Origin of the sequence: Gimesia benthica (genome assembly GCF_009720525.1) — a bacterium.
GTDB lineage: Bacteria > Planctomycetota > Planctomycetia > Planctomycetales > Planctomycetaceae > Gimesia > Gimesia benthica.
In genome coordinates, this window is the sequence record NZ_CP043930.1 from 6,853,728 (window position 1) to 6,877,610 (window position 23,883).

Annotated in this window: 24 protein-coding genes; 8 read left to right on the forward strand and 16 right to left on the reverse strand. The window is 51.8% G+C overall.

Annotation, left to right across the window (positions count from 1 at the left end):
* Positions 1-31 precede the first annotated feature (31 nt).
* Entirely contained in the window at positions 32-1,510 is a 1,479-nt protein-coding gene (locus F1728_RS26820) for a sulfatase (protein ID WP_155366609.1), read from the forward strand.
* Here the strand turns inward: F1728_RS26820 and F1728_RS26825 are convergent.
* The 4 genes from F1728_RS26825 to F1728_RS26840 form a co-directional block, all read right to left on the reverse strand.
* Positions 1,498-2,385 carry a sugar phosphate isomerase/epimerase family protein gene (locus tag F1728_RS26825; RefSeq protein ID WP_155366610.1) on the reverse strand — a complete coding sequence of 296 codons (888 nt, stop codon included), beginning with the start codon at positions 2,383-2,385 and terminating at the stop codon, positions 1,498-1,500. The two genes, F1728_RS26820 and F1728_RS26825, sit on opposite strands and share 13 nt — an antisense overlap.
* Before the next feature lie 38 nt (positions 2,386-2,423).
* Positions 2,424-3,440, reverse strand: coding sequence for a 3-deoxy-7-phosphoheptulonate synthase (aroF, locus tag F1728_RS26830; RefSeq protein WP_145041994.1), 1,017 nt, complete (start codon positions 3,438-3,440; stop codon positions 2,424-2,426).
* A 347-nt stretch (positions 3,441-3,787) separates the two neighbouring features.
* Positions 3,788-4,726, reverse strand: a complete 939-nt coding sequence (locus F1728_RS26835) for a hypothetical protein (RefSeq protein ID WP_155366611.1) — start codon at positions 4,724-4,726, stop codon at positions 3,788-3,790.
* 236 nt (positions 4,727-4,962) lie between these two features.
* On the reverse strand, positions 4,963-5,718 hold the full coding sequence (locus F1728_RS26840) for a 3-keto-disaccharide hydrolase (RefSeq protein WP_155366612.1): 756 nt from the start codon (positions 5,716-5,718) through the stop codon (positions 4,963-4,965).
* Between the two features lie 279 nt (positions 5,719-5,997).
* Here F1728_RS26840 and F1728_RS26845 point away from each other — a divergent pair, with 279 nt between their 5' ends.
* Both F1728_RS26845 and F1728_RS26850 read left to right on the forward strand, forming a co-directional pair.
* Positions 5,998-7,722, forward strand: a complete 1,725-nt coding sequence (locus F1728_RS26845; protein ID WP_194242545.1) for a sensor domain-containing diguanylate cyclase — start codon at positions 5,998-6,000, stop codon at positions 7,720-7,722.
* A gap of 118 nt (positions 7,723-7,840) precedes the next feature.
* On the forward strand, positions 7,841-8,638 hold the full coding sequence (locus tag F1728_RS26850) for a glycosyltransferase family 2 protein (protein WP_228030364.1): 798 nt from the start codon (positions 7,841-7,843) through the stop codon (positions 8,636-8,638).
* A gap of 9 nt (positions 8,639-8,647) precedes the next feature.
* Here F1728_RS26850 and F1728_RS26855 read toward each other — a convergent pair whose 3' ends face one another.
* From F1728_RS26855 to F1728_RS26865, 3 genes are all read right to left on the reverse strand, one after another.
* On the reverse strand, positions 8,648-9,559 hold the full coding sequence (locus tag F1728_RS26855; protein ID WP_155366614.1) for a leucine-rich repeat domain-containing protein: 912 nt from the start codon (positions 9,557-9,559) through the stop codon (positions 8,648-8,650).
* 49 nt (positions 9,560-9,608) lie between these two features.
* Positions 9,609-10,646 (reverse strand): mandelate racemase/muconate lactonizing enzyme family protein, encoded by a 1,038-nt coding sequence (locus F1728_RS26860; protein ID WP_155366615.1) that lies wholly within the window; start codon positions 10,644-10,646, stop codon positions 9,609-9,611.
* Positions 10,647-10,760: 114 nt separating this feature from the next.
* On the reverse strand, positions 10,761-12,107 hold the full coding sequence (locus F1728_RS26865; RefSeq protein WP_155366616.1) for a HEAT repeat domain-containing protein: 1,347 nt from the start codon (positions 12,105-12,107) through the stop codon (positions 10,761-10,763).
* Positions 12,108-12,740: 633 nt separating this feature from the next.
* On the opposite strand from F1728_RS26865, the gene F1728_RS26870 reads away from it, so the two are divergent.
* Positions 12,741-13,673 (forward strand): histone deacetylase family protein, encoded by a 933-nt coding sequence (locus tag F1728_RS26870; RefSeq protein WP_155366617.1) that lies wholly within the window; start codon positions 12,741-12,743, stop codon positions 13,671-13,673.
* Between the two features lie 11 nt (positions 13,674-13,684).
* Here the strand turns inward: F1728_RS26870 and F1728_RS26875 are convergent, their stop codons facing one another.
* From F1728_RS26875 to F1728_RS26890, 4 genes are all read right to left on the reverse strand, one after another.
* On the reverse strand, positions 13,685-14,713 hold the full coding sequence (locus F1728_RS26875) for a prenyltransferase/squalene oxidase repeat-containing protein (protein WP_155366618.1): 1,029 nt from the start codon (positions 14,711-14,713) through the stop codon (positions 13,685-13,687).
* A 122-nt stretch (positions 14,714-14,835) separates the two neighbouring features.
* Positions 14,836-15,195, reverse strand: coding sequence for a 2Fe-2S iron-sulfur cluster-binding protein (locus F1728_RS26880; RefSeq protein WP_145187622.1), 360 nt, complete (start codon positions 15,193-15,195; stop codon positions 14,836-14,838).
* 119 nt (positions 15,196-15,314) lie between these two features.
* Positions 15,315-15,785 (reverse strand): universal stress protein, encoded by a 471-nt coding sequence (locus tag F1728_RS26885; protein ID WP_155366619.1) that lies wholly within the window; start codon positions 15,783-15,785, stop codon positions 15,315-15,317.
* A 267-nt stretch (positions 15,786-16,052) separates the two neighbouring features.
* Positions 16,053-16,205 (reverse strand): hypothetical protein, encoded by a 153-nt coding sequence (locus tag F1728_RS26890; protein WP_155366620.1) that lies wholly within the window; start codon positions 16,203-16,205, stop codon positions 16,053-16,055.
* An 80-nt stretch (positions 16,206-16,285) separates the two neighbouring features.
* Between F1728_RS26890 and F1728_RS26895 the strand changes: the two genes are divergently transcribed.
* The gene (locus F1728_RS26895) at positions 16,286-17,326 is read left to right on the forward strand and encodes a hypothetical protein (RefSeq protein ID WP_155366621.1); all 1,041 of its coding nucleotides are present in this window, start codon (positions 16,286-16,288) and stop codon (positions 17,324-17,326) included.
* Positions 17,327-17,390: 64 nt separating this feature from the next.
* Here F1728_RS26895 and yidD read toward each other — a convergent pair whose 3' ends face one another.
* The 4 genes from yidD to F1728_RS26915 are packed head-to-tail and all read right to left on the reverse strand — an operon-like array spanning position 17,391 to position 19,417.
* On the reverse strand, positions 17,391-17,642 hold the full coding sequence (gene yidD, locus F1728_RS26900) for a membrane protein insertion efficiency factor YidD (protein WP_155366622.1): 252 nt from the start codon (positions 17,640-17,642) through the stop codon (positions 17,391-17,393).
* On the reverse strand, positions 17,639-18,004 hold the full coding sequence (gene rnpA / locus F1728_RS26905; RefSeq protein WP_228030365.1) for a ribonuclease P protein component: 366 nt from the start codon (positions 18,002-18,004) through the stop codon (positions 17,639-17,641). The genes yidD and rnpA overlap by 4 nt, the downstream gene beginning before the upstream one ends.
* A 34-nt stretch (positions 18,005-18,038) precedes the next feature.
* Entirely contained in the window at positions 18,039-18,482 is a 444-nt protein-coding gene (locus F1728_RS26910) for a hypothetical protein (protein ID WP_155366623.1), read from the reverse strand.
* Between the two features lie 5 nt (positions 18,483-18,487).
* A complete protein-coding gene (locus tag F1728_RS26915; RefSeq protein WP_155366624.1) occupies positions 18,488-19,417 on the reverse strand; it encodes a DnaJ C-terminal domain-containing protein in 930 nt (309 codons plus the stop codon).
* A 324-nt stretch (positions 19,418-19,741) separates the two neighbouring features.
* Here F1728_RS26915 and F1728_RS26920 point away from each other — a divergent pair, with 324 nt between their 5' ends.
* Together F1728_RS26920 and F1728_RS26925 are read left to right on the forward strand one after the other, a co-directional pair.
* Positions 19,742-21,097, forward strand: coding sequence for an ABC transporter permease (locus tag F1728_RS26920; protein WP_155366625.1), 1,356 nt, complete (start codon positions 19,742-19,744; stop codon positions 21,095-21,097).
* 47 nt (positions 21,098-21,144) lie between these two features.
* Positions 21,145-21,843 carry an ABC transporter ATP-binding protein gene (locus tag F1728_RS26925; protein WP_155366626.1) on the forward strand — a complete coding sequence of 233 codons (699 nt, stop codon included), beginning with the start codon at positions 21,145-21,147 and terminating at the stop codon, positions 21,841-21,843.
* Between the two features lie 102 nt (positions 21,844-21,945).
* Here the strand turns inward: F1728_RS26925 and F1728_RS26930 are convergent, their stop codons facing one another.
* Complete coding sequence (locus F1728_RS26930; protein ID WP_145187598.1) at positions 21,946-22,443, reverse strand: hypothetical protein; 498 nt, start codon at positions 22,441-22,443, stop codon at positions 21,946-21,948.
* A 563-nt stretch (positions 22,444-23,006) separates the two neighbouring features.
* Between F1728_RS26930 and argB the strand changes: the two genes are divergently transcribed.
* Positions 23,007-23,882 carry an acetylglutamate kinase gene (argB, locus tag F1728_RS26935; protein WP_228030366.1) on the forward strand — a complete coding sequence of 292 codons (876 nt, stop codon included), beginning with the start codon at positions 23,007-23,009 and terminating at the stop codon, positions 23,880-23,882.
* Position 23,883 lies beyond the last annotated feature (1 nt).

Here is a 23,883-nt window from a genome sequence, read left to right on the forward strand (position 1 = left end):
CTTTAGTACCAGATTAATATAGAGGCTTCCGATGCGCTTTGTTTTTACCAGTGTGATGATTTGCACTTTTGCGTTCTTACAACTTAGTCAGGCTGATTCCGTTCGGGCTGAAGAGCGAAAGCAACCCAATGTATTATTCATCGCCATTGATGACCTTCGTACGGAACTGGGCTGTTATGGTCATCCACACGTACAGAGTCCCGCGCTGGATCGGCTGGCAGCGCAGGGGGTCCTGTTCACAAATCACTTCGTACAGGTTCCCACCTGTGGCGCCTCTCGTTATTCCCTGTTGACCGGACGCAGTCCTCGAAATTCGGGAGTGACCCGCAGCAACCAGGCCTTCTATCACGGTAAATCTGCACTTTCCGCAGAGAAGACGGCCGGAGCGCAAACCATGCCGGAACTGTTTCGCAGAAGCGGCTATCAGACGACCTGTATTGGTAAAATCTCGCATACGGCCGACGGACGCGTGTTTGAATACAACGGCAGCGGTGACGGTCGGGACGAAGTTCCGCACGCATGGGATGAACTCGCGACCCCCTTCGGATCCTGGAAGCGGGGTTGGGGAATCTTTTTTGCCTATGCAAATGGACGGAGTCGAGAAGACGGCAGCGGAATTCGGGATTTGATGCAGTTCACCGTCGACAAGGATGAGGATCTGCCCGATGGATTGCTGGCACAAGAAGCGATTGCAAAACTCAAAGCATTCAAGACCGGATCAAAACCATTCTTCCTGGGGCTGGGTTTCTTCAAACCGCATTTACCCTTTGTCGCGCCACGACAGGACTGGGAGGCGATTTCCCAGATCGAGATTCCTGATGCGCCTCACCCGGAGAAACCGGAATCGAGCTACTGGCACAAAAGCGGGGAGTTCTACAGCTATAATATGGATTTTCCCAAAACTCGACCACTGGCCCGGGAAAACCGTTTACAGACCAGACGTGGCTATCTGGCCTGTGTGCGCTACGTCGATCGCCAGGTGGGAAAGGTGCTCACTGCACTTGAGGAACTGGGCCTGAGTGAAAATACAATTGTTGTCGTCTGGGGAGACCATGGCTGGTTTCTGGGGGATTCCGCTCTCTGGGCCAAGCATGCTCCACTGGAGCGGGCGTTGAACAGCACTCTGATTATCCGGGCACCGGGGGTATCCCAACCGGGACTGAAAACAGCCGCCCTGGTCGAGACCATCGATTTATATCCCACTCTGGTAGATCTTTGTCAGCCGGCGTTCCGGAAAACCGAATTTCCACTGGATGGCGTCAGCCTCAAGCCGATTCTCAATGGTCAGAAAAGTAAGGTACGCGATTTTGCATTCAGCTACTGGAATTCTGCAGTCAGCGTGCGAGACCAGTCCTATCGACTGACGGCGATGCTGAAGAAAGGTCGGCCTGCCAGCGTCGAACTCTATGATGTTTCCGAGACTCCCGATCCGCTGCAAAATCTGGCGAAAGAGAAAACGGAACTCGTGAATCAGATGCTGCAGGCGATCCCGGACGCTCAGAGTAAATGAGTTTTCATCCAGGTCAAATACTCGGCGGCGTAGGCATTCAGATTTTCCAGGCTGCCTCCGCCCCGGATGGGAGAGCACATTTCATAGGTGGCGATTCCATTGAAGCCCCCCTCTTTCAGACCATGGAAGAAGGCGGAGTAGTCGATGAAACCGGTACCAAATTTGACTGCCCGGACCAGATCGGGTTCCTCTTTCTGGTAATTGATCAGCTCGGGTTGATAAGAATATCGCGGTAGCCTGATGTAATCTGCGTTTGTGGTAATCGCGGTGTGCGGAGCCATTTTCCTGGCTGCTTCATACAGGTTCTCCCCACGTAGAGCAGGGGACCAGGCATCAAATCCGAGCTTGCAGTTTGGTCGGTCAATGTCGTGCAGCAGTTCGAGCAGGGCGTCGGAGTGGACACCCACATCGTGATGATTCTGGACTGCCAGCGTGACGTCATACTCGGCTGCCCGATCACAACATTCCTGCAGAGCCGAGACCACCTGTCCCCACAGCGCGTGGGGACTCATCCGGGGCGTATCGTAGGCGGTAAAGATCCGCACGGTGCCGGCTCCCAGTTCCCGGGCGATCTGGGAGAGTTGCTGAACGTATTGGATCTGCAGTTCCAGAAGAGGAACCTCTGTGGCTGAAGAGCCTGCGAAATCTGTGTAGCCACCGATGATCGCACACTGAATCTGATGTTCTGCGAGCGCACCTTTGATGGACTCCAACTGCTCGGGAGTGACATCCAGCGGTGACAGATGAGGCCGTTTCCCCATGAGCATGACAGAGTCGTAGCCGGTTTGCGCAGCCTGAGCGATAAATTCCGTCAGGCTGAGCTGCTGCTGACCCCAGAAACCGGCATAACTCACCGAAAACAGGCAGAACTTCATATTGTGATTCCTATTCTGAAACGATTCAGAGTTCCCGATTATCCCAGCTCTTTTCCGAGTGCAGCTGCGACTTTACGACAGGTTTCCATCGTCTCGGCGAATGCCTGGGGTGTCAATGACTGAGCTCCATCGCTCATGGCCCGTGATGGATCGGGATGAACTTCCAGAATCAGTCCATCGCAACCCGCGGCGATAGCAGCGGCACACATGGGAGGCACCAGGCTGGCAACGCCGGTGCCATGACTCGGGTCAATCACGACAGGCAGGTGAGTTCGCTCATGCAGGTAGGGAACTGTTGCCAAAGGAAGCGTGAAGCGGGTATGAGTTTCGAAAGTACGAATACCCCGTTCACAGAGAATGACCTGCTGATTACCCTGATCGAGGATGTATTCTGCGGCCAGCAGGAACTCTTCGATGGAAGCCGCTGGTCCCCGTTTTAACAGTACGGGCAGGCGTGTCTCACCCACGGCCTGCAGCAGGTGGTAGTTCTGCATGTTCCGGGCACCAATCTGAAGCACGTCGGCATATTGACAGAGCAGGTCGACATGATGTGGAGTCATGACTTCCGTGACGACTGCCAGTCCCGTTTCTTCGCGGGCCAGGGCCAGCAGCTTCAGGCCATCTTCTTTCATTCCCTGGAAAGAGTAAGGGCTGGTACGTGGTTTGAATGCGCCCCCGCGAAGCCCCGTCGCGCCAGCTGCCTTAACCTGGTGAGCGACCTGCAGGATCTGTTCTTCGCTTTCTACGGAGCAGGGGCCAGCAATCACGCCTACGTGTGAACCGCCGATAGTCAGATCCCGGGTCTTGACGACGGTCGGCTCTGGTTTCGTCTCTTTACTGGCGACCTTGTAGGCAGCCACGATCGGGACGACTTTTTCGACCTCTGCACAGGATTCCAGTTCTTCCTGATGGCTGTCACGTTTGATGCCCGCGGCCGCGATGACGGTGCGTTCTTCACCAACGATCACGTGTGCCTTCAGGCCCATTTCCTCGACCCGTTTGACCATGGCCTGAACCATTTCTTCCGTGGCGCCTGGTTTCATTACAACAATCATGGCTTTGACTCATTTCTAATTCAGTTTCAGGGAATAAAAAAAGCCCTGTAACCAGGCAGGTTACAGGGCCAATCGAATTTCGGGGGCTGTTCAAGTACTATGAACGGTGTATGCTTCGATCGGTCAGGTAACCTGTTCCGGTAAACCAATAGCTAAAAAAGTGCCAGGCTGAATAAAATGACAGCCGCACAAAATTAAAGCTAAAAGTACCAAACCGATGTGTCACAGAGAAACTCCAAATCGGAGAATTTTCGGATTCAGAAAAATATCAACAGATTGATCATACCGCTCTGTCCCGTTTGAAGTCAACCGGTTTTCCGGAAAGATTCCCGCACCGGCTTCTGCTCTCAGGATGACTCTTTTTGATTGCGGTGTCTGATCTGGGTGAAACTGATCGACTGAGGGGAAGGGAACGCAGGCTTCTGGGAATCAGAGGGACTGATTTGTTTGCTCATTTTACCAGGACTGACATCGCTGATTGAGAGACCGAGCATTCGACGGCGAATAATCTCAGGCAACCCGTCTGGTGATGATTCAGTATCGGTTCCGCTGCGTTCGTAGCGTATTTGTCGGAGTGACTTGATCGTCGCAGAATGACTGAAACAGTCTGCCGGAAAGCAGGCCAGCACGGCTCCCAGCATGGACTCCCAGTCCGCAGTGGTCTGACTGGTCAGACCGGAGGGAAATGAAACCCGCAGGCCGGCGTTAATCAGGTTCCAGGTTTGTGCAGCATGAATGGCATTCTGTTCGGACAACTGATCCTCACCAAAATCACGTGCGCGTTCTACGTCGTGGGCAAATTCTTCGAGGCCCAGTCTCTGTACGTATGGGCCAAGCAGCATGTCGGTCCAGCGCTCGATTGAACGACGGGTGGCATTGATGCGTTTGAGAGTCTCTGTACTCAATCCCTGTTCGGACACCAGTATTTTTAAAATGATCCGTTTCACATCCAGAAAGGAAAGGAACAGGCTGCGGGCAATCGGTTCGGCCTGACATTGTCCACGTCGTTGATCAGCGGCGGTATAGATTGCTGTGACGACTCTGATCAGCATCTCTTCGGCGAAGAAATCTCTAACAATGATTTCCAGTTCGTTCTCTGCAGCTTCGATTCTCAATTCTGACTGCGTGAGTGCATCCAGTGTAGCTCGTCGATGTTTGATATGTTTCTGTCCATGCGACCAGAAATCACACAGGAGTTCTGGCGCGAAAGGATCGGATCCCTCCACCAGAGAAAAACTTTGAGAACTGATCAGTGCAGCCACCTGAGCGGTCAGTTGAGAATTCAATTTAGTACCATTCCGAGCTGAGAGATGAATTAGATAGTTAAGCAAGAGCGTTTACCAGGGAAGTGTTCTATCCCCTGTCCCTGATACTTTGCAAAACTGATACCAGTTCCCTCTCCAAATAAAAAACTCTCTCATAAACGCTTTATATGTAGCGGTTTATGAGAGAGTTCTGAATTCTTGTTCGGGGTTCAGCGCTGAGCTAATCCACCAGCGTGTTGATAAAAATCAACACGAGCTCACTTTTTCGGTGCCGTTTTCGCGACTTCCTCCGGAGAGAGTTTTCGCAGGCGGATGTTCTTCAAGGCGGCGGTGGTGGCGAAGGATGTGATTCCGAAGGGGCGGGATAGCTCGACCTCATGGCGGATTGAAATTTTACGATCCTTCAGATTCTGATCGACGATCTGCTTATCATTCAACCAGACCTGGATTTTATGATCGGTAACCTGCAGACGCACTTTATACCACTCCCCTTTTTTCAGGGTCTGAAATGTGGTTGTGCTGTTCTGTGAGGCATCGTCGCCGTCAATACTGGAAAGACCACACAGAGCACCACCCCAGCCTCCGAGAATAAATGAGCAGGGATCTTTTTTGACCGGAAACGTCAGTCCGCAGAAGAAATCGGTGCCATCGACACGCATGGCTTCCAGTTCGACTTCATAGTTAGTCTCTGGCAACTTTTTGGCATCGGTAAATGTGGCGCCGGTAAGATCGACACCCATTTCGAGGATCAATTTCCCGTCTTCGACGTGAACTTCTCCCTCCCCTCCGAATTGGGGGCTTTTCCAGCCATCCAGGTTTTTCCCGTTAAAGAGGGAGACCCATTCTTTGGATTTTTTGGCTTGGGCTGCCGGTTTGTCGCTACCAGCTTCCTGTTTTTTATCAGCAGCAAAGGTGCTCGTGGAAACAGCAACTACCAGGCTCATTAAGAGCAGACGGAAACTGTAATTAGAAGCATTCGAACTCGATACGAACGTCGCGAAGTTTTTGTACATGGGATGTTCCGAAACTGTATAACAAGTGAGTTGTCAGGGGGTTAGATAAGCTTCTATTAGAAAACAACGGGCGTTGATCTGAAAGCAAAAAAATACAGTTTATCGGGATTATAACGAATTCAGGGAACAGTGAATGTGAGGCTGCTGATTCCCCGGTCTGCGATGAAAAATGTGTTCATCATTATCCCGTTTCTGAACTAGGTTTGATTGCAAGCTATCACAAGACGGATGGAAAAATTCTATTCATTCAGTCAGATTTTCAGAAAGCGCAGGGCCCCGTTGTATTTTCTTATTGCCTCGATTATTGAAGTATTCACGAACCACGTCGCATCGGGTGCGTCCAGTGCCAGCGTGTTGGCGATTGCCAGTGTGTGTCTGCTTCAATATGTCGTTTACACGATGAAAATGTCTGCTGTCCGAAAGGAAAATGCGGAATTTCAGCAGCATTATCACGATGTGGAAGAAGAGCTCAATGATGTCCAGTCAGACCGGGCGATGACTCTGATTGAGAATCACATCCTGCGTGAGTTTGTCGCTCAGTCTGAATTTGATCAGACCATTGACCTGCTGTTAAAACGCTATGTACCGTCCATCCGGGAAGGGCTGGGATTGTATTTGAACCGAGTGAACGACGAATTCAAAGTACGCGACTCACGGGGGATTACCAGGAATTCCAAAGCCGTTTTCGAGTTCGACGAGCGTCAGCTCAAACAGTTAAAGACACAGAACGTAATTATCCTGCGTGGGCAGGAATTAAGAAATTCAAAAATTTATCAATGCTTTGATGAGCAGGACAAGCCGCGGATTCACAAATTGTGTCTGCTCGCAGTTTACGATAAAAATGCCATCTCTGGTGTATTTCTGACGACGAACCTCTATCCCGACGGGGTGGATGAACAGCAGCAGATTAAGCTGGCAAAGCGACTGCTGGTCTGTGTGTCACGGAACATCGTGAAAAATCAGGATTACGAATCGTACCGCTTTGAATTGCGTGTCACCCGCGAGCAGCTCGAATTACGGGCACTCGCCGATCAGCAGTTTAAAACTCCGGTAATCATGCTGGAAGAATTTCTGGATCGACTCCGACAGTTAACGAACTCAAGCAGAGCGAGTCTGTTTCTTTCCACACCCCACGATTTTTCAAACTGTAAGTCTATTGTGGATTGTGGCATGACCCTGCAGGCGGGGGTTAAAACCCGCTGGAAAGAACATGAACTGACTCTCGTTCGGCTCGGACTCAACTCCGGCGAGAATACATCGCTGTCAGGTGAGCAGCTGGAGAATCATGGAGTTCGGTCGCTGATTGGAGCAGCACTGGTATCTCCCTTAATTACAAATCGTAAACGGATTGGGGCGATCTGTCTGACGAATCAGGAATGCCAGCCATTCGATGAAAGAGCGCTGCGTCTGATATCGTGGGCATCACAGTTTCTCTCCAATACGCTGCTCAAAGTTCTCAATCATGCCAACATTGAAAAGCAGGCTCGGCAGGATGGTTTGACGGGTCTGGTAAATCGGCGTTCGTTCGATGAACTGATCGACAATGCATTCGGACGGGCCCAGGCCGCTCAGTCCGCCTGTTCTCTGATTTTGATTGACCTCGATCATTTCAAGTCAATTAACGATACTTACGGGCATCAGGCGGGGGATGAAGTTCTACGACGGGTAGCCCGGATTCTACAGGACCGGATTAAAGAAATCCGTTCGTCGGACAATGTGATCGCGGCCCGCTACGGCGGTGAGGAACTCGCAATCCTGCTGCCCGAGATTGGTCTGGCGGGGGCTGAACGAATTGCAGAGGTGATTCGGCATTCCATCGAAACCGCCATCATTGAGTTCAACGCCACACGGATTCCGGTGACAGCCAGCCTGGGACTTTCAACCTACACTTCACAAGCCATGGAAAGTGTACAGACGCTGGTCGCAGCCGCTGATGGAGCGCTGTATCAGGCGAAATCGGATGGTCGAAATCGAGTTTGCAGTCTGACTTCCGCACCAGTCTGAGCGAATCTTCAAATCTCTCGCTTTCAGGCTTGTCTCAGCAGTGGATGTCATGAACAATGATCTGGCACCAATTGTCTGAAGCACAGTCTCTGTCTCCGATGCGAAGTATAGTATTCCGATGTCTGATTCGATTTCCCCCCAACCCGGTTCCCGTTCTGAAAGAGGTCGGGTCATCGCTGTGATGCCAGCCTACAATGCAGCCAGCACGCTGGAACGGACCGTAGCCGATATCCCCGCAGGTTCTGTTGATGAGATCGTACTCGTGGATGACTGCAGTAGCGACAACACTGTCGAAGTCGCCAGGCAACTGGGGCTGACGATCATCCAGCATGAGCGTAATACCGGCTATGGCGGAAATCAGAAAACATGTTACCGGTATGCAATGGAAGCGGGCGCTGATTACGTGGTCATGATTCACCCGGATTATCAGTACGATAGTCGAGTGATCCCGGTTGCAGTTGAATTAATACGGCTGGGAATCTGCGACGTGATTCTGGGTTCACGTATTAGAACCCGCGCAGAGACTCTGGAAGGGGGGATGCCTCTCTACAAGTACATTGCGAACCGGTTTCTGACAATCATTGAAAATATTGCTCTGGGACAGAACCTGGGCGACTTTCACAGCGGGTTTCGTGCTTACAGTCGCGCGGTACTGGAAAGCGTCCCCTTTGAGAAAAACTCGGACGATTTTGTGTTCGACAGCCAGTTCCTGGCGCAGTCGGTTCGGTTCGGCTTTAAGATCAGCGACATCCCGGTGCCCGTGCGGTATTTCGAGGAAGCCTCCAGCATTAACTTCAAGCGCAGTGCCCAGTATGGTCTGTTGACGCTCAACGTCATGCTGCAGTACTGGCTGCACCGGCTCGGGATCTGGAAGTCAGAACTGTTTAAAGAGAAACAGCCTCAGCTCATCGACTGAGTGTTGTGGCTATTCCTGCTTTTTGAATTTGCCGGCATCGTACTCCTGCCAGAATTCAGCCGCTGCTTTCACATTGTCAAAGTCTGTGCCGATGCCCTGTAGAGTAGGGCTGTCCCTGATTACTTCGATGCCTTTTGTGATTTTCGACGGGGTAAAAATCAGACGTTGGAGAGGCATGCCTTTCAATGGAGTTAAATCGGTCACTTCAGATCCCGTCATATTCAAACGCAGGATCTGCATCCCTCTCAAAGGGGTCAGATCGGAAACTTTGGTTTTCTCAAAGTCCAGGCTTTCCAGCAGCATCCCTTTCAGCGGGCTGATGTCAGAGATCTCCGTTTTGGGAATCCAGAGGGTTCTCAGTGGGAGCGTATTAATCAAACTCAGGTCTTTTACTTTAGTGTCGAACAGATTCAGCTGATTCAGCGGCATGCCCTCCAGAGGTGCAATATCGGAGACAGGCGTGTGTTCCATGCGAAGAACCTGTAACGGCATTCCCTGCAGGGGCCGCAGGTCTGTGACATAGGTTCCTTCCAGGAAGAGTTGCTCCAGCTTCATGCCTTTGATGGGACTCAAGTCACTTACCGGGCAGTTGGTCAGGTCCAGATATTCCAGTTCGAGACCTTTGAGCGCCGAGATGTTTTCGACGTTCATATTGAACAGATTCACCGAAATAATTTTCCCCTGGCGTTTACCAAATTCAGCTGTGTTCTGATACTTGGGGTTATCTTTCTTCAGTCGCTCGTGGATGTCTTCTTCAGTCAATACGACGGGAGCAGGCGGAGCGGTGGGAATCGGAGGATCTTCCCTGGTGACCTGGGCCTCAGGCTCGGCAGGTTGCTCCTCTGAGCAGCCGGCGCTGATCATCGGAGAGGTGACAAGACAAAATACAATTAAGGTGGTCAGGTGAGGGTAGAGGTTCATATAGAAACGTGCTTTCGCAGGCAGAAGAATCTAATTCGTTTTGAAAATATCAGTAAACCAGTTCAAGAGACTGTTCGTCAAATGTCAGTCCCCAGCCGGGTCGATCTGTAACAGAGATCAGCCCCCCGTCGATTTCAGGCTGACCAGCGACCCAGGTCATCCAGGGCCGGCCGGTTTCAGCCAACGGGTGAGGATCCAGCGCTGCGATGGCATGCAGAGCCCAGATTTCCGCACCACGGTGGGGGCAGACACGCAATCCGGCACGATTAGCCATCTTGTAGATTTTGATCAATTCCGTCATACCACCACACCAGCAGACATCGGGTTGCAGAACTGTGTGCAGTTTCTGGTCTATCAGTTGAGTAAACGCTGCTGCTGTAAATTCATGTTCGCCTCCTGCAATGGGGACGGCTGACTGTTCGCTGAGTTGTGCATAACCGGCCAGATCATCGGGAGAGAGCGGCTCTTCAATCCAGTCGATTTGAAAAGGCTCGATCGCCCGGGAAATGGCAATGGTTGATTCCACCGTCCACTTCATCCAGGCATCTACCATCAGCAGGGGATCGGGTCCGATCAGTGTCCGGGCGGTTTCAATAGCCTGGATCATTTCATCCTGTTGACCGGCATTGGAAACTTTTCCCAGGTGCAGTTTATAGCCGGCGTGGGAGTCAATCGACTCCAGATCTTGCGTATTCCAGACGGTGCAATAAGTGGGAAGCTGCTGACCCGGTTGGCCACCCAGAAGTGAAACTACGGGTACTTTCTCGGCTTTCCCCTTGAGGTCCCATAAAGCCAGGTCAACGCCGCTGATGGCCATGATGGCCAGGCCTTTGCGTCCGAAGGCCAGCGTGGACTGATACATTTCATCCCAGAGCCGGGAGATATCTTCGGGGCTTTGACCAAGGAGCAGATCACGCAAGACGGTTTTGACGACGTGAATCCCTGCCAGTCCGCCGCCGCCGACTCCATAGCCTGTGAGTCCACTGTCGGTATCGATGGCAACCAGAATCTGTCCCAGGCTGGTACGCCAGTCGGGAGGAGAGTTCTTTCCCACGGGTTGTATTGCGCGAACGTCTGTAATTTTCATACAGACAGTCTAGCGGATCTCAATACAAAATGCAGCGATCTGATTTCTGATTTGATCTGCGGGAAAGAGAATTTTCGCGGAGTTTCAACCCAGCAGCAGCTAAGCAGCGAGCGGTCAGTTACCTTCCGCGACCTGCTGATTGTTGGGTTTGACCTGAACGGGAGCGACCCGGAAGTTTTTAGGCAGGTTTTTTTTCAGCCAGTCATCCATCGACTTGGTGACATCTGCGGCGATTTTGGGAGTATTGCCTGGCTGGACGATGGTCGCCACCGGTTTGATGATCTGCTTGTAAGCATCGTTGACGACTGTCTGGTTGACTTTTTTCTGTGTCAAACCCTCTTCAGAACCCTGATTCGCCGGTTTGAATGCCAGATAGACATTCCAGAAACAACGTTTCCAGAAACGGGCATTATTGTTCTTATTGTACTCCGTAACCATTTTGCGGGTCAGGTCCACAATGGAGTACGTAATCAATTTAATGTCGGAACGGGAATTGAGAGGCAACTTACCAATATTATAGGCGGCTGCAGAACGGACTCCCCAGGTTCGCTTCGGGTTTTTCATGGCGTCCAGTAAGGCATCGACAACAACAGGCTGACGCGCCAGGTTGTCGGTAATTCCCAGGGATCCCAATGCATCGACCAGGCTCCGCTGATACCAGGAATGTTCCTGAATCGAGTTCTTGAGCTGGGGAATCAGGGCTTCAGCAATTTTAACACGCAGAGCATTACTGGGATCACCCATCTCACCGATGCGACCCAAGCCATTGGCGGCGACGATTTTGACTTCAGTCGGTTGTGTTTTGGATTCGATGACTTTCAGCAACGGAGCGTATGCCAGGGTGTAGGCGGTCCGTTTGGTCTTCTTGCGGCGATCTTCATCTCGCAGGTCCAGTTCGGAGAGCAGCACGACTGCACTGAAACGGACCAGGCGATGATTGTCGAACAGATCGGGAGCCTGTTTGGTTAATTCTTCCAGATACAGTTCACGCGCCTGGTAGTTACCGGAAACGCGACCGGAAAACTGAATGTCACGCAGAATGTTGGCACGCAGCTTTTTCAGGTCGGTGGGATTTTCGGGTTTATTGGGATCATTTTTAAACGTCATCAGGTACAGCTGGTAACGGGCACCATCTGCAATCAGCTTCTTGTCCGCACTACTGCTGATTTTTCCTCCCCGCAGGAGCTCATCAAAATCACGTAGTTTGGTCTTGCGAAAATTGACGGCCTCTTCCGGTGTCATCAGGGGTTTGTATTCAGAGAGCGCTTTTTTGTATTCAGAGAGCGCTTTATCGTCTTGCTGTTTTGCCTCAGGCGGATTGGCAGGAGCCTCGTTCTGACCGAACAGCAGAGAGCTGTCTGCGAAGAATAATCCGGCAACCAGCAGAAAGAAACCAGTAATTCTGGCGGCTGGCACTTCAGTTACTGAAAAGGCCTCATACGAGCATCTGGATTGTCGCACGGAAAGTTCCTTCATTCAACGTTCTGCTCGAACCCCTGTTCCGCGGAACAACTTACGGGGTCTTCTCGACTACAATTGGGAGCGTGACATTCAAGAAAATATTACACAAATAAGGCAAAAAACTCTATGGCAGCCGAAAAGAATTCCTGTGATAAAATACCGACCGCTTAAATGGTTCCGAATGAAACGGAATGAGGAGATGAATTAGTATAATAATACGATAAATGCTGTGTCGTTACCAATTAAATCTAGTATTTAATAACAATCGAAGTGGTTAACCACCGGCTCGTATGAATTGAACTGTCTGAAATATCGAGAGAATTCCCGGAGCGCGACTTCAGGTTGTTTTAAAACCGATGGTTGTATTATCTTACGTTATCGCTTTACCTTACGAGCTGTCAAGTTTTTTCCCCTTTCTGGCTCCGATTTCGGGGCTGAATCTGACAGAGGCTGGCGTCTTCTCACAAAATTTATAAACAGAGTTCTCGTAGTAATGCGTGGAACCGGTATATTCCCTGCAAAGCAACCTGGCATGCCATTAGTCGATTCTGCAGGCAGGGGCTGAAAAGCTGCGTGGCAGGGAGGCCTGAAGCGGACTCAGGAATTGAACAGATCCAGTTGGAAGGATGATCAATGACCGTTTTTTACCAGAGCATAACCTTTCTGCATCACGAAACCGGATCTCACCCCGAAAGTCCTCAACGCTTACAGGCCGTGATGGACGAAGTGGCAGCGAAAGAGATTGCCGGCCTGACAGTGGAGAACGATCCGACAGTCAAAATCGGACAGGAGATTGAACGCGTCCATTCAGCCGACTATTTGAAATCAGTGCAGCAGTTTTGCGCGGATGGTGGTGGGCGGATTGAGACCGATACGGTCGTCTGTCCCCGGTCTTTCGAAGTCGCCCAATATGCAGCCGGCTGTGCTGTTAAGGCGGTGGATCAGGTGTTACTCGGGAAAACGAAACGGATCTTCTGTGCAGTGCGGCCGCCGGGACATCATGCACTCGCAAAGCAGGCAATGGGGTTCTGCCTGATCAACAATGTGGCCGTAGCAGCGAAGCATGCAATCGCTCACCATAAGTTAAACCGGATCCTGATTGTGGACTGGGATGTACATCACGGTAACGGCACCCAGGATATATTTTACGAAGAAGACCAGGTCTATTTCTTTTCCGCGCACCGTCATCCGTTTTATCCTGGAACCGGGATGGGGGATGAAACGGGAACAGGGAAAGGGCTGGGGACGATCTGGAATCTGCCCCTGGCCTTTGGGATTTCTCGCGAGGACTACTTTAAAAAGTTTGAGCGAATGCTGCTCCAGGCTGCTGAGAAGTGTCAACCGGAACTGGTGCTGATCAGTGCCGGCTTTGATGCTCATAAAGAGGATCCCATCGGCTCACTGGGGTTGGAGACGGAAGACTTTGGCCGATTAACCAGACTCGTGGCTGGTGTGGCGAATCAGTATTGTAAAGGCCGTATCGTCAGCCTGCTTGAGGGAGGCTACAACCCCCGGCGACTGGCAGAGTCTGTGGTCTGCCATCTGCAGGAGCTGGAGTCTGCCTGACAGAAGTCAGACTACTTCTGATAGATGGGCAGGTAACCATTATCGAGTTGCAGAATTGTGGCATTGATAGCGGTGGTATAGACGGGCCCTACATGCCCTTCCATCCAGGCACCGGAAGCCGACTGCTTGCGCAGGATCTGCTGACCAATATCCTTGATGTACTTGTCCCACTCCTTGTTTTCTCCACGGTACATGACCTGGGCATAGTAAAAGTGGGCGTAATGCCAGTGCCCAAAATACCGGTTGGCGTTTCCGCCGGGCCAGACATTTTTCTTACAGTAATCCAGCATGTTTTTCAGGTGATCGGAGTCGTATTCTCCGGCATTGAATAATGCGGCACAGGCAGCGGCGGTGATCGCGGGACGGGCACCGCCCCCACGGATGCTGTACTGCACACCACCCTCCTGAGTCGTACAATCGGAGATGTACTTTTTGGCCCGGTCAATGATTTTTTTGTCGACCGGAATGCCCGCGTTACGGCAGGCACGTAAGCCTTGAACCTGGGTGATGCAGGTCGATCCTTCATCGAAGTCGTTCCCATCTTTGGCGGAGACATAGCCCCAGCCTCCACGGGTGGTTTGAGCGCTGGCGCAAAACTCCACCGCCTTGATCAGGACTTTTTTGAGTTCTTCCCGACGCAGGGCATCCTCTTCCTCACCATAAACCTGGGAAAGAAAGACCATCGAATAGCCGTGGCCATAGGTGTAATGGTAATCGTTCTTGTACCCGATCAGCCCGTTCGGTTGACTCATTTCCAGCAGGTAGTCGACGGCATTCTGAATGTTGCGGGCGTACTTCCCACGTGTTGTCGTCGATCCTTCGGCCAGCAGGGCATTGCCGGCGAGTGCCGTCATCGCGACCCGGTACTGGCCCCCATTGGCCTCCCAGTAGCCCTGTCTTCGTTGTTCCCGAGCCAGGTATTCCAGTGCGTTCGAAACGGCCTTTTGGTACTTGGGATCGCGATTCTTGGCGAAGATGGAGTCTGCTCCACACAGAGTCAACCAGACTGAGAAAAGGATTCCGATCAGAGTTTTGTGCATTGAAAACTCCCTCTGTTCAGAGGAAAAGGTACCCCCTCGATCTGAGCGGGTAAAAACGCTGCAGGCTCCTGAGTCGTCAGCGAGACGCTCTGACCCAGGAAGTCTGCAGATTTTTCAGGTAATTATTTTTCAACCCATTCAACAGGCTGAGGTTCAATCTCATCATTGGGGCGGTTGCCGGCATCGGCACGGCCGCTGCCTTCCAGACGGCTGATGGCCCGGACGGTCATATCATGATCACAGAGGATCTGACAGCTCAGGCGGCAACCGGTAACTTCGCGGGCTTCCAGGGTGTTTTTCTCAGCGACCGTCATTTTGTCCGGTTCGCCTTCGATGAACTCAACGCGACATGTCGTACAGCGTCCCGCGCCACCGCAGGCATGTAATTGATCGATCTGGGCATCGTCCGTCAGGGCTAAAACCAGACGCTTGCCTGGTTCCACATCGAATTCTCCTACATTTTCTACTGTCAGTTTTGGCATTAGATCCTCAATTTACGGTGGTGATTAAAATCAAAATTCATCATGAAACTGATACGTGTTAACAAATTACTATATTACGAATTATATGCATTCTGTTTGATGATAACAGGGGAGAATTCCTAGGTTGGCATCACAAATTCGTGTTCCGGGTGGGAAACCGTCAGTACCGGGCAGGGGGCTTTGCGGACCACTTTCTCTGCGACGCTTCCCAGCAGCATATGCTTGAGGCCAGTGCGCCCGTGGGTGCCGATCACAATCAGATCGATTTCCTGCTCTTTGGCATACCTGATGATCTCCAGAAAGGCTGGTCCCACACAGACCTTGCGGACGACATTGAGATCCTCTGATCCGGGAAGCCCCGGCATTTCTGCCAGCTGCTTTTCTGACAGGCTCTGCATGTCAGCCACCAGGTCATTCATGGATGTCCCCATCATATTGGGTTCCGGAAACATGGCGACCGCATCCTGTACTACGTTCAGCAGGTGTAATTCGGCTCCAAAACGTTTGGCTAATTCACATCCATAGAGCAGAGCGTGCTGCCCGAATTCACTGAAGTCAGTGGGAACAAGAATTTTTTTGAGATCGATCATCGGTTTACTCCTCGTGGCTCCATTTCATGATCAGAACGATTACATCCTCTATTGTAATCAATATCCCCGGGCAATGCCGATACCGGCTGGCTCTCTTATCAGAAATTCATCAGATCCCATCAGATAGACAAAACCGGTAGCCCTGAAAAATGGGGAAGAACTGCTACAACCGGACCAGGTGATTTTTCTGTCTGATTCTGAACAATCGATTTGATCCGTGTGACTCAGCAGATTCAGATTAGTTACAGGTAATACGACCGTTAGAGCTCAAAAAATAGATTTATCAATCACGACACTTGCATTTATGAGAAATCGTTTTTCCAAGAATAAACGGAGGGCGGTTGCAGCGATTCTAATCGTTTCAGCACTTTCCGCTGGCAGGTCGTGACCAGTTAAACCGATTTTGATTGCGTGTGCCATACCACATTCTGATTGTTTGTCAAACGTCTATTGTGGTTTTTCAAATTGCCCGCCACACGGGATGCAACGAGGAACTCAACATGTCACTGCCATATTCGAAATCGATTTCATTAGCTCTCTGTCTGTCCACCATGACGGGGTTATATGGCTGTCAGTACGCAAAAGAGAAGGTCTATCAACAGGCGGCCCGCTCCGGAGCTGACTATGACATTGAGACGTTCACCGAAAAGGAACCGCTGCCGCGTTACCAGAGCCCAAGTCGTTACCTGAGCGAACCTGCTCCGGCTCCCGTAGATGATTCGTTCCCCCCGGCAGCGCCGCCCAGCATGATTCCACCCCAGCCGGAAAAGGCAGCCAACGAACGGGTTTCTTATATCCTGAGAACGTCGCAGGAGGAAGAGGTCGAAGATCAGGAATACTTCAAATCGATGTTCGATTCGGAACCGGTTGAGCCAGCCGAGAAACACCTCGGACTGGTACCCCATTATTCCACAGTATCCAGTTCTGTTTCCCGCAAGGTGAAACAGATGAATGGCAAAGTGAAAGATTTCTACTCGAAAATGAAAGCACACGTCAAAACTCCAGACTGGGTGCGCAAGGTTTCCGGCAGCCACGTGGAAGTGACGGAGACAGAAGTTATTTCTGAAGGGATGTCCTGTATCGAAGCGGCGCCTTTCCCACAAGAGGTGCTGATGGAATCAGAGTCGATCGATCTGGAGCCTACTCCAGCGTATTCGGCACCACAACTGCCTGCTCATTCCCTGCCTGAACCACCTCAGAAACTGCAGCCTCAGCCCGAACTCAAATCGCAGCAGCTTCCGCAACTGCCCCCGCCGGGAGAAGCGACAAAATGGGATGAATCCTGGCGGGTCTCTGCAACCCTGGAACAGTTGCCCGTGAAAGATTATTCAACACTGGATGACCAGATCGAAATGTGGCCGTATTCTCAACAGCGGATGCAGCAGGCCAAAAAGTTTGATTTCAAGACCGCGACCCCGGTCTCCGCACCACGCACTTTGGAAACTCAACCGGAACTGAATCACCCCCGGGAATTGACCGTACCTTCCATGATCTCACAGGAAGAAGCGGCTCCCGTCCGGAAAATCAACTGGAGCGAATAGAGCCGATCGCTCATTCATCTCACGCAGGTTCAGAGCACCTCGCGTTGACTTTGGAGTCCTGACCTTAAGGGGGATCATATCCCCCCGGATGAAAGGGATGACAACGGCAGATACGCAATATGCCTTTTACGGAGCCTTTCATGGCTCCGTATTTTTTTACGGCTTCAATGAAATAGGCGCTGCAGGTCGGGTGGAAGCGACACTGTTTTCCGATCAGGTGGCTGAGTGTCATCTGGTAGATGCGAACCAGGCCGATGAGAATCATGGCCGGCAGTTGATAGAGAAATCGGCCAATGCTGGCAAGCGTGGCTTTCATGGGCGTTCAACTGCTGGCAGACGTTGGTCCAGTTTCCGTGTCAGACGCTGGAAGGACTGCTGATACGCTTTCAGGTCCCCATCTACATCAGGACGCGGGATCGCGATCAGATCCAGGTTTGTCGGTAACCGATGACGGATCAGGCGAAATGCTTCCCGCAGCAATCTTTTCTTCCTGGCCCGCAGGACCGCATTCCCGTTTTTTTTAGAAACACTGACCCCCAGCCGACTGTGCCCCAGTGAGTTACGAATCGCAAACAACAGCAGATTCTGATCTCCGGCCCGCTGGCGCGCTTCGTAGATCGCAGCAAAGTCCTGCTGGCTGCGAATCCGGTTTGTAGGAGGGTGGCCGTATTGTTTCAAGAGAATTTCTGCCTGCCGACACGCGGCTGATATATCAGGATTGAGGCGGATCTTTTTCAACTGTCGCCGATTTGTCTTCCGTTTCGCTTTCCGATTCTTCCGTCGGCGGCAGATGTCTGGCGTGCGACTGTGGCGGATACGGTCTTCGGATCATCGTTCGCACCGAGTGTCCGAACAGGGATGTGAAGATCAGAATTCCAATTCCTGCCCCTGCCAGAATCCAGACCACCAGAATCATGACACCCAGTTCCCGGGGGCGTTCGTCTTTTTTCTCCTCTTCGGAGTTCGCGTCCTCTGAAGTGGAACCTTCGGGCAGATTGACATCCGCCTGATTCATTTCTTCGACCGTTGCCGAACCCGCTTCCGGGGCCTGTGCCGGTACTGCTGTTGAGGTCAGCAGCACACAAGCGACGGTCAGGCAGATGATCAGCAGTGAGTGAGTGGCTGGATGCCCGGTTTTCCTCTGGATGACATTCATCGGGATCACCATACTTTCGAACGGGGATTATCGTGTTTCAGTTGCTGCAGCTGTTCGTAGAGTTCTTTTTCCTGATCGTTCAGGTCTTTGGGGGCCACGATTTTGATCGAGCAGATCTGGTCACCCGGTTGTTTGGTTTTCTGATTTATGATTCCCTTACCTCGTAGTCGTAATTTGCTACCACTGGATGTACCAGCGGGAATTGTCACTGTGACTTCCCCTTCGGAAAGAGTCGGAACATCAACTTTCGCTCCGAGGGCCGCTTCGGTCAGGGTGATGGGAACTTCCAGCAGCAGATTGCTTCCGTCCCGCTTGAAATAGGGGTGACTGCCGACCTTAAGTGTGATCAGTAAATCGCCGGTGGGACCACCGTGAACCCCGGGGCCTCCCTGACCACTGAGCCTGATGACAGAGCCGTTATCGACGCCCGCCGGGATTTTGATTGTCAGTCGTTCGGTAGAACTTCCCCGCTGTACGCTGATTTCATGCTGTCCGCCAACTGCAGCCAGGTGGAAAGGAATCTCAATCTGCAGACGCTTCGATTCCCCTTTCTGCGGACGGGGCTGAGAACGCTTGGCACCACGAAACGCACCGCCAAACAAGTCTCCCAGATCGATGCCTCCTCCGCCGAACAGATCCTCGAAGTCAACAGGGCCACCACCACCGCCTCCGGCCTGATAGTAACCTCCGCCACCACCGCCCTGACCAGCATGCTGGAATGCGTGGCCGAACTGGTCGTACTGTTTGCGTTTATTCTCGTCGCGCAAGACCTCGTAGGCTTCCTGGACTTCCTTGAATTTCTGATCAGCGGTTTTATCGTCCGGAGCCATATCGGGATGATATTTACGGGACAGTTTGCGGTACGCTTTCTTGATTTCATCTGCAGAAGCGCTGCGGGAAACTCCCAGGATCTCGTAATAATCGCGTTTACTCATGGATATTTTATTCGTACTGGCTCCCAGAGGATATTAGCAGGGGTGAGTCCTGCCCTCTGGCGAGTATCTGAAAACACTGACACTAAACGAATGCTCTTAGTGAGAATCAGGGTCGAAGTCACACACTTCTGCTGATTCAGGTCTGGCAGCATTCTACGTTTGATTTTAGCTGGTTTTCAAGTTTGCTTCGTCTATAACTCCTTATAATCAGTCCTTTTATTTAAAGAATACGAATGAAATTCATTCTTTGCTGGAAACGATCTGCATAGAATGCCTGTACTGTCTGAAGTCAGGGATGTTGTTTGAGACTGGAATACTGCCTGCATGCTGAAATTTGCCTTTCGAAACCTGCTGAGCCGCTCACTGAGATCGTTTCTGTGCTTGATGGGGTTAACCATTGCCATCGCAGGCATGGTAGGCCTGTTCTCCATCGCGGGGGGACTGGAAAAGACGGTCGCCCAGACGTTTGGGAAGATTTCAGGTATTGTGGCCATGCAGCCCGGGGCCCCCATCCCCCTCTTCTCACGGGTTCCTCGCGCCTGGGGGGAAGAAATCAAAACGATCCCCGGTGTGGCTATTGTGAATCCGGAAATCTGGTCGCGGGTCAATATCATCGATGGGAAACCGGTGGTGAGTCCACCTCGCTTCCTGTTTGGAACTGATCTCCCGACCCGCACCCGGCTCAAACATGGAATCTACCGGGATTCTATTTACGCAGGCCGCTTCCTCGATCTCAACGATCAGGGCCAATTAAACGCAGTCATCAGTCGCCAGATTGCCGAGCAGCATGAGAAACAGGTGGGAGATACGATCGAGGTGAATGGTCAGGATCTCCAGATCATCGGGCTCTATGAAACAGACTCCATTCTACTGGATGTCGCCATTATTCTGGATATTAATGTGGTTCGTGATATCACCCGTTTTGATCCGGACAGTGTCAGCTGTTTTTATATCGAGCAGACCGGCGAGATAAAAAACGATCCGCTCGTTGAATCGATTAAAGACCAGTTCCGGGATCGTGAACTGGCTTCCTGGCAGCCCGCTTCTCTGGCACTGGCCAATGGCTCGTCTTCCAATCTCCTCAAGGATCTCATGCAGAGCCTCGATCAGGGACTGAAGGGCAATCCTCCTGCTGAACCGAAACCGAACGAGGCCGAGGTTCCAGTGAAAAAACAGTCTGCGAAATCGACCGAAGCCAACATTAAGGATAGAGAACAAGAATCTCCGAGTGCCCTGGAAGTCCGGGCGGCTGCGGACTGGGGAGATCGCCTGGAAACCTTTACCGCCGATTTGGATATCTTTCTGGGACTACTGACAGGCATCGGTGTGTTGATTGCCATGCTGAGCATCATCAATACGATGTTGATGAGTGTGATGGAGCGGATTGTTGATTTCGGAATTCTGAAGGCTAATGGCTGGTCCAATCGGGATGTAATGCTGCTGATTACTGCAGAGAGCTCGTTACTGGGCATTGTTGGCGGTGTTCTGGGTGGAATTCTGGGGCTGATCGCGATTGCAATCGTCAACTGGAAGTTCGCAGATCAGGTTCACCTCTATGCCAGCCCGGGATTGTTGCTGTTTGGAGTGTTCTTCAGTACCAGCCTGGGAATTCTGGGCGGCCTGTATCCCGCCTGGTGGACCACCAGGATGACGCCCATCGATGCGATTCGACGCGGTTAAGCTGACCTCCGAGAAATGACTTGTAACAGAGAGTGAGTAGGGAAATCATGATTGAAGTGCGAGATGTCACGAAAGTTCATCAGAGTGGTGAAACCGAAGTCCATGCACTTCGCGGCGTGAGTTGTCGGTTCCCCGGTCACACATTTTCGTTCATCCTCGGGCCCTCAGGGAGTGGCAAAAGCTCATTGCTCTATCTGATGGGGGCACTCGACTCACCTACCAGCGGCGAGATCTTCGTTCAGAACCGTTCCCTGGCAGCCCTTTCCCTAAGTGAACGCGATACGTACCGTCGGGAGAAGGTAGGTTTTGTCTTTCAGAATTTCAATCTGCTGAAGAACCTGAATGCTCTGGAAAACGTGCTGGCTCCTTATCTGCCTCAGGGAGTGACTGCCGAACAGAAAGAGCGGGCGCGGGAGTTACTAAAGCAGGTGGGGCTGGAGCAGCGGATCACACATCGGCCGAATCAGCTTTCCGGCGGGGAACAGCAGCGGGTGGCGATTGCCCGGGCTTTGCTCAAGCGGCCATTGTTGATTCTGGCTGACGAACCAACGGGGGAACTGGATACCCAGACCGGCGCGGAGATATTCAGTTGCCTCAGGCAGATGAGTGAGCAATATAAAACGACGGTCGTGATTGTGACTCATGACGAACGCTACATCAGGGAATCAGATCACATTCTCCGTCTGCGTGATGGCAAACTTGCCGACGATCATCAGGCGGAAGCATTGTCGAATGATGCGTCATAAAAAACATTCAGCTGCGATACCAGAGGATCGCAGCTGAATGGTGCAATCGAAACATTTGACGCTGCTTACGATTGGTTGAGTCCATTTCTGTGCCGGGGAGGCTCAGACGGTATCAATTTTCCCATCGTGCGATTTGCGAAATCCCGGTCCCGCTTCTTCCGGGGGAGTCGCATAGACATTCAGGCGGACCAGTTCCAGGTCGGCCAGGTGTCCTTCGATGGTGATGTAGGCTGAAGCCGGATCGCATGTGCTTTGGGCTTCAATCTGTTCGAGGAAGTTAAAATGGAATCGGTTCACAGATTCGAACCGGTCGAGTAGCTGCAGCAGGTCGAACTGAAAGCTGGCGGCGATAAATTGACCGTCCCGTTCACCGCCGACAATTTCGGTGCTGCCCAGGAAGAGGCCCACTTCCCAGCATTCTTCGGTGAACTGACAATCAAAACCGACGCGACCGACTTCTTCATAGGGGTTAAAGATATCGGCAACTTCGTCGACAAAGCTGTTGAGCCATAAGGGGCGACAATTCAGATTCATAGATTCCGAATTGAAGTTTTCCATCTGTTTCATCAGGTGTTGAATCGGCAAGTGTGAATGGGCCAACGTTGTTTCTCCGTCTCAATCTTATGGGGGTCTCTGGGGAAGAAGTATTATGCACTCTCTCAGGTGTTGCAATTGGGGGTTGTAGTGTTAAGTATCGGGGAATTCACAAGAAAGACCACACAACAATTCTGTTCTTCGTGGGAGATGAGATGCTTCGAGTGTGCGTGGGCGCAAAATTGCCGAAGCGGACTGTCGCACCATTCCCGCTATCTGCCGGGGCCGTACTGATCAGTCCGATTGTGTTGCCTTTCCAGGGCCCGGCTCAAGTTCGATTTTGTCGTATTGCCCGGGGAAAAAATCGCTGAATTTATGATTTGAGTCATTTGCTACTGAAGTTGAGCCAAAATCAAAAAAAACAGCGGGAAACAACGAATTTCCAGGGTAGGCTGCCGGAGCCGATTCTGGCTACAGCGGGCCGGGCCAGTGGTTTGACACTGTCTCCCCGTCTTCTAAAATGGATCGATTCAAATGAAGCCCACCGGGGCGAGCAGAGAGTCCATCAGCTGGTATGCCCGCAGTTAAATCAATAAGTGTTGATGAGTTCGGAAGGAATAAGGTTCACAGTGGAAGATGCCGTTCGTAAAGCAGCCGTCCTGATTGAAGCGTTAAGCTGGATTAGAAGATTTCGAGGACGCTACGTGGTCATCAAACTGGGGGGCAGTGCTCTCGAAGAAGAGGCCGCTGTCAAAAGTTTTTTGACCGATGTCATCTTCATGCGCACCGTGGGCATGTATCCGATCCTGGTGCATGGCGGCGGAAAAGCGATCAGCCAGGCCATGAATGAAGCCGGCATCGAACCTCATTTTGTGAACGGACGGCGCTACACGGATGAGAAAACTCTGGAAATCGCGACCAGTGTCCTGGCGAACCAGATCAGTGAATCACTGGCTCAGGAGATCCGCGCTCAGGGAGCCCAGGCGGAACCCCTGCATTTCGGCACCCGTAACTGTCTGCTGGGCGAGCAACTGACACTGCAGGCCGAGGATGGCAGTCCCATTGACCTGGGACATGTGGGCTACGTGAATGATATTGATCAGGGGCTACTGGCAGAGGTCTGCCAGGCAGATGCGATTCCAGTGATTCCCTCGGTTGCTCTGGATGCTTCCGGACAGAAGCTGAATGTGAATGCAGATACGGCTGCTGCTGCCCTGGCCCGGATTCTCAAAGCGGAAAAGCTGGTCTTTCTCAGCGATGTGCCGGGAATTTTCCTGGATCGACACGATCCGGGGACACTGGTATCCCATCTGGAAACAGAACGCTGCCGGGCTCTGATTAAAGATGGCACGATCGATTCCGGTATGGTTCCCAAGGTCGACGCCGCCCTGGAAGCCCTGGCCAGCGGTGTGGGAAAAGTGCACATCGTAGACGCCCGACTGCCCCACTCAATTCTGCTGGAAATCTATTCTGATAGAGGGATCGGAACGGAAATCGTCAAATAGC

What these genes read in the sequence shown, in the direction of transcription:
- F1728_RS26820 (WP_155366609.1), top strand. Translation starts at nt 32, where the DNA reads ATGCGCTTTGTTTTTACCAGTGTGATGATTTGCACTTTTGCGTTCTTA.
- F1728_RS26825 (WP_155366610.1), bottom strand. Translation starts at nt 2,385, where the DNA reads ATGAAGTTCTGCCTGTTTTCGGTGAGTTATGCCGGTTTCTGGGGTCAG.
- aroF (WP_145041994.1), bottom strand. Translation starts at nt 3,440, where the DNA reads ATGATTGTTGTAATGAAACCAGGCGCCACGGAAGAAATGGTTCAGGCC.
- F1728_RS26840 (WP_155366612.1), bottom strand. Translation starts at nt 5,718, where the DNA reads ATGTACAAAAACTTCGCGACGTTCGTATCGAGTTCGAATGCTTCTAAT.
- F1728_RS26850 (WP_228030364.1), top strand. Translation starts at nt 7,841, where the DNA reads ATGTCTGATTCGATTTCCCCCCAACCCGGTTCCCGTTCTGAAAGAGGT.
- F1728_RS26855 (WP_155366614.1), bottom strand. Translation starts at nt 9,559, where the DNA reads ATGAACCTCTACCCTCACCTGACCACCTTAATTGTATTTTGTCTTGTC.
- F1728_RS26860 (WP_155366615.1), bottom strand. Translation starts at nt 10,646, where the DNA reads ATGAAAATTACAGACGTTCGCGCAATACAACCCGTGGGAAAGAACTCT.
- F1728_RS26870 (WP_155366617.1), top strand. Translation starts at nt 12,741, where the DNA reads ATGACCGTTTTTTACCAGAGCATAACCTTTCTGCATCACGAAACCGGA.
- F1728_RS26875 (WP_155366618.1), bottom strand. Translation starts at nt 14,713, where the DNA reads ATGCACAAAACTCTGATCGGAATCCTTTTCTCAGTCTGGTTGACTCTG.
- F1728_RS26880 (WP_145187622.1), bottom strand. Translation starts at nt 15,195, where the DNA reads ATGCCAAAACTGACAGTAGAAAATGTAGGAGAATTCGATGTGGAACCA.
- F1728_RS26885 (WP_155366619.1), bottom strand. Translation starts at nt 15,785, where the DNA reads ATGATCGATCTCAAAAAAATTCTTGTTCCCACTGACTTCAGTGAATTC.
- F1728_RS26890 (WP_155366620.1), bottom strand. Translation starts at nt 16,205, where the DNA reads ATGGCACACGCAATCAAAATCGGTTTAACTGGTCACGACCTGCCAGCG.
- F1728_RS26895 (WP_155366621.1), top strand. Translation starts at nt 16,286, where the DNA reads ATGTCACTGCCATATTCGAAATCGATTTCATTAGCTCTCTGTCTGTCC.
- yidD (WP_155366622.1), bottom strand. Translation starts at nt 17,642, where the DNA reads ATGAAAGCCACGCTTGCCAGCATTGGCCGATTTCTCTATCAACTGCCG.
- F1728_RS26910 (WP_155366623.1), bottom strand. Translation starts at nt 18,482, where the DNA reads ATGAATGTCATCCAGAGGAAAACCGGGCATCCAGCCACTCACTCACTG.
- F1728_RS26915 (WP_155366624.1), bottom strand. Translation starts at nt 19,417, where the DNA reads ATGAGTAAACGCGATTATTACGAGATCCTGGGAGTTTCCCGCAGCGCT.
- F1728_RS26920 (WP_155366625.1), top strand. Translation starts at nt 19,742, where the DNA reads ATGCTGAAATTTGCCTTTCGAAACCTGCTGAGCCGCTCACTGAGATCG.
- F1728_RS26925 (WP_155366626.1), top strand. Translation starts at nt 21,145, where the DNA reads ATGATTGAAGTGCGAGATGTCACGAAAGTTCATCAGAGTGGTGAAACC.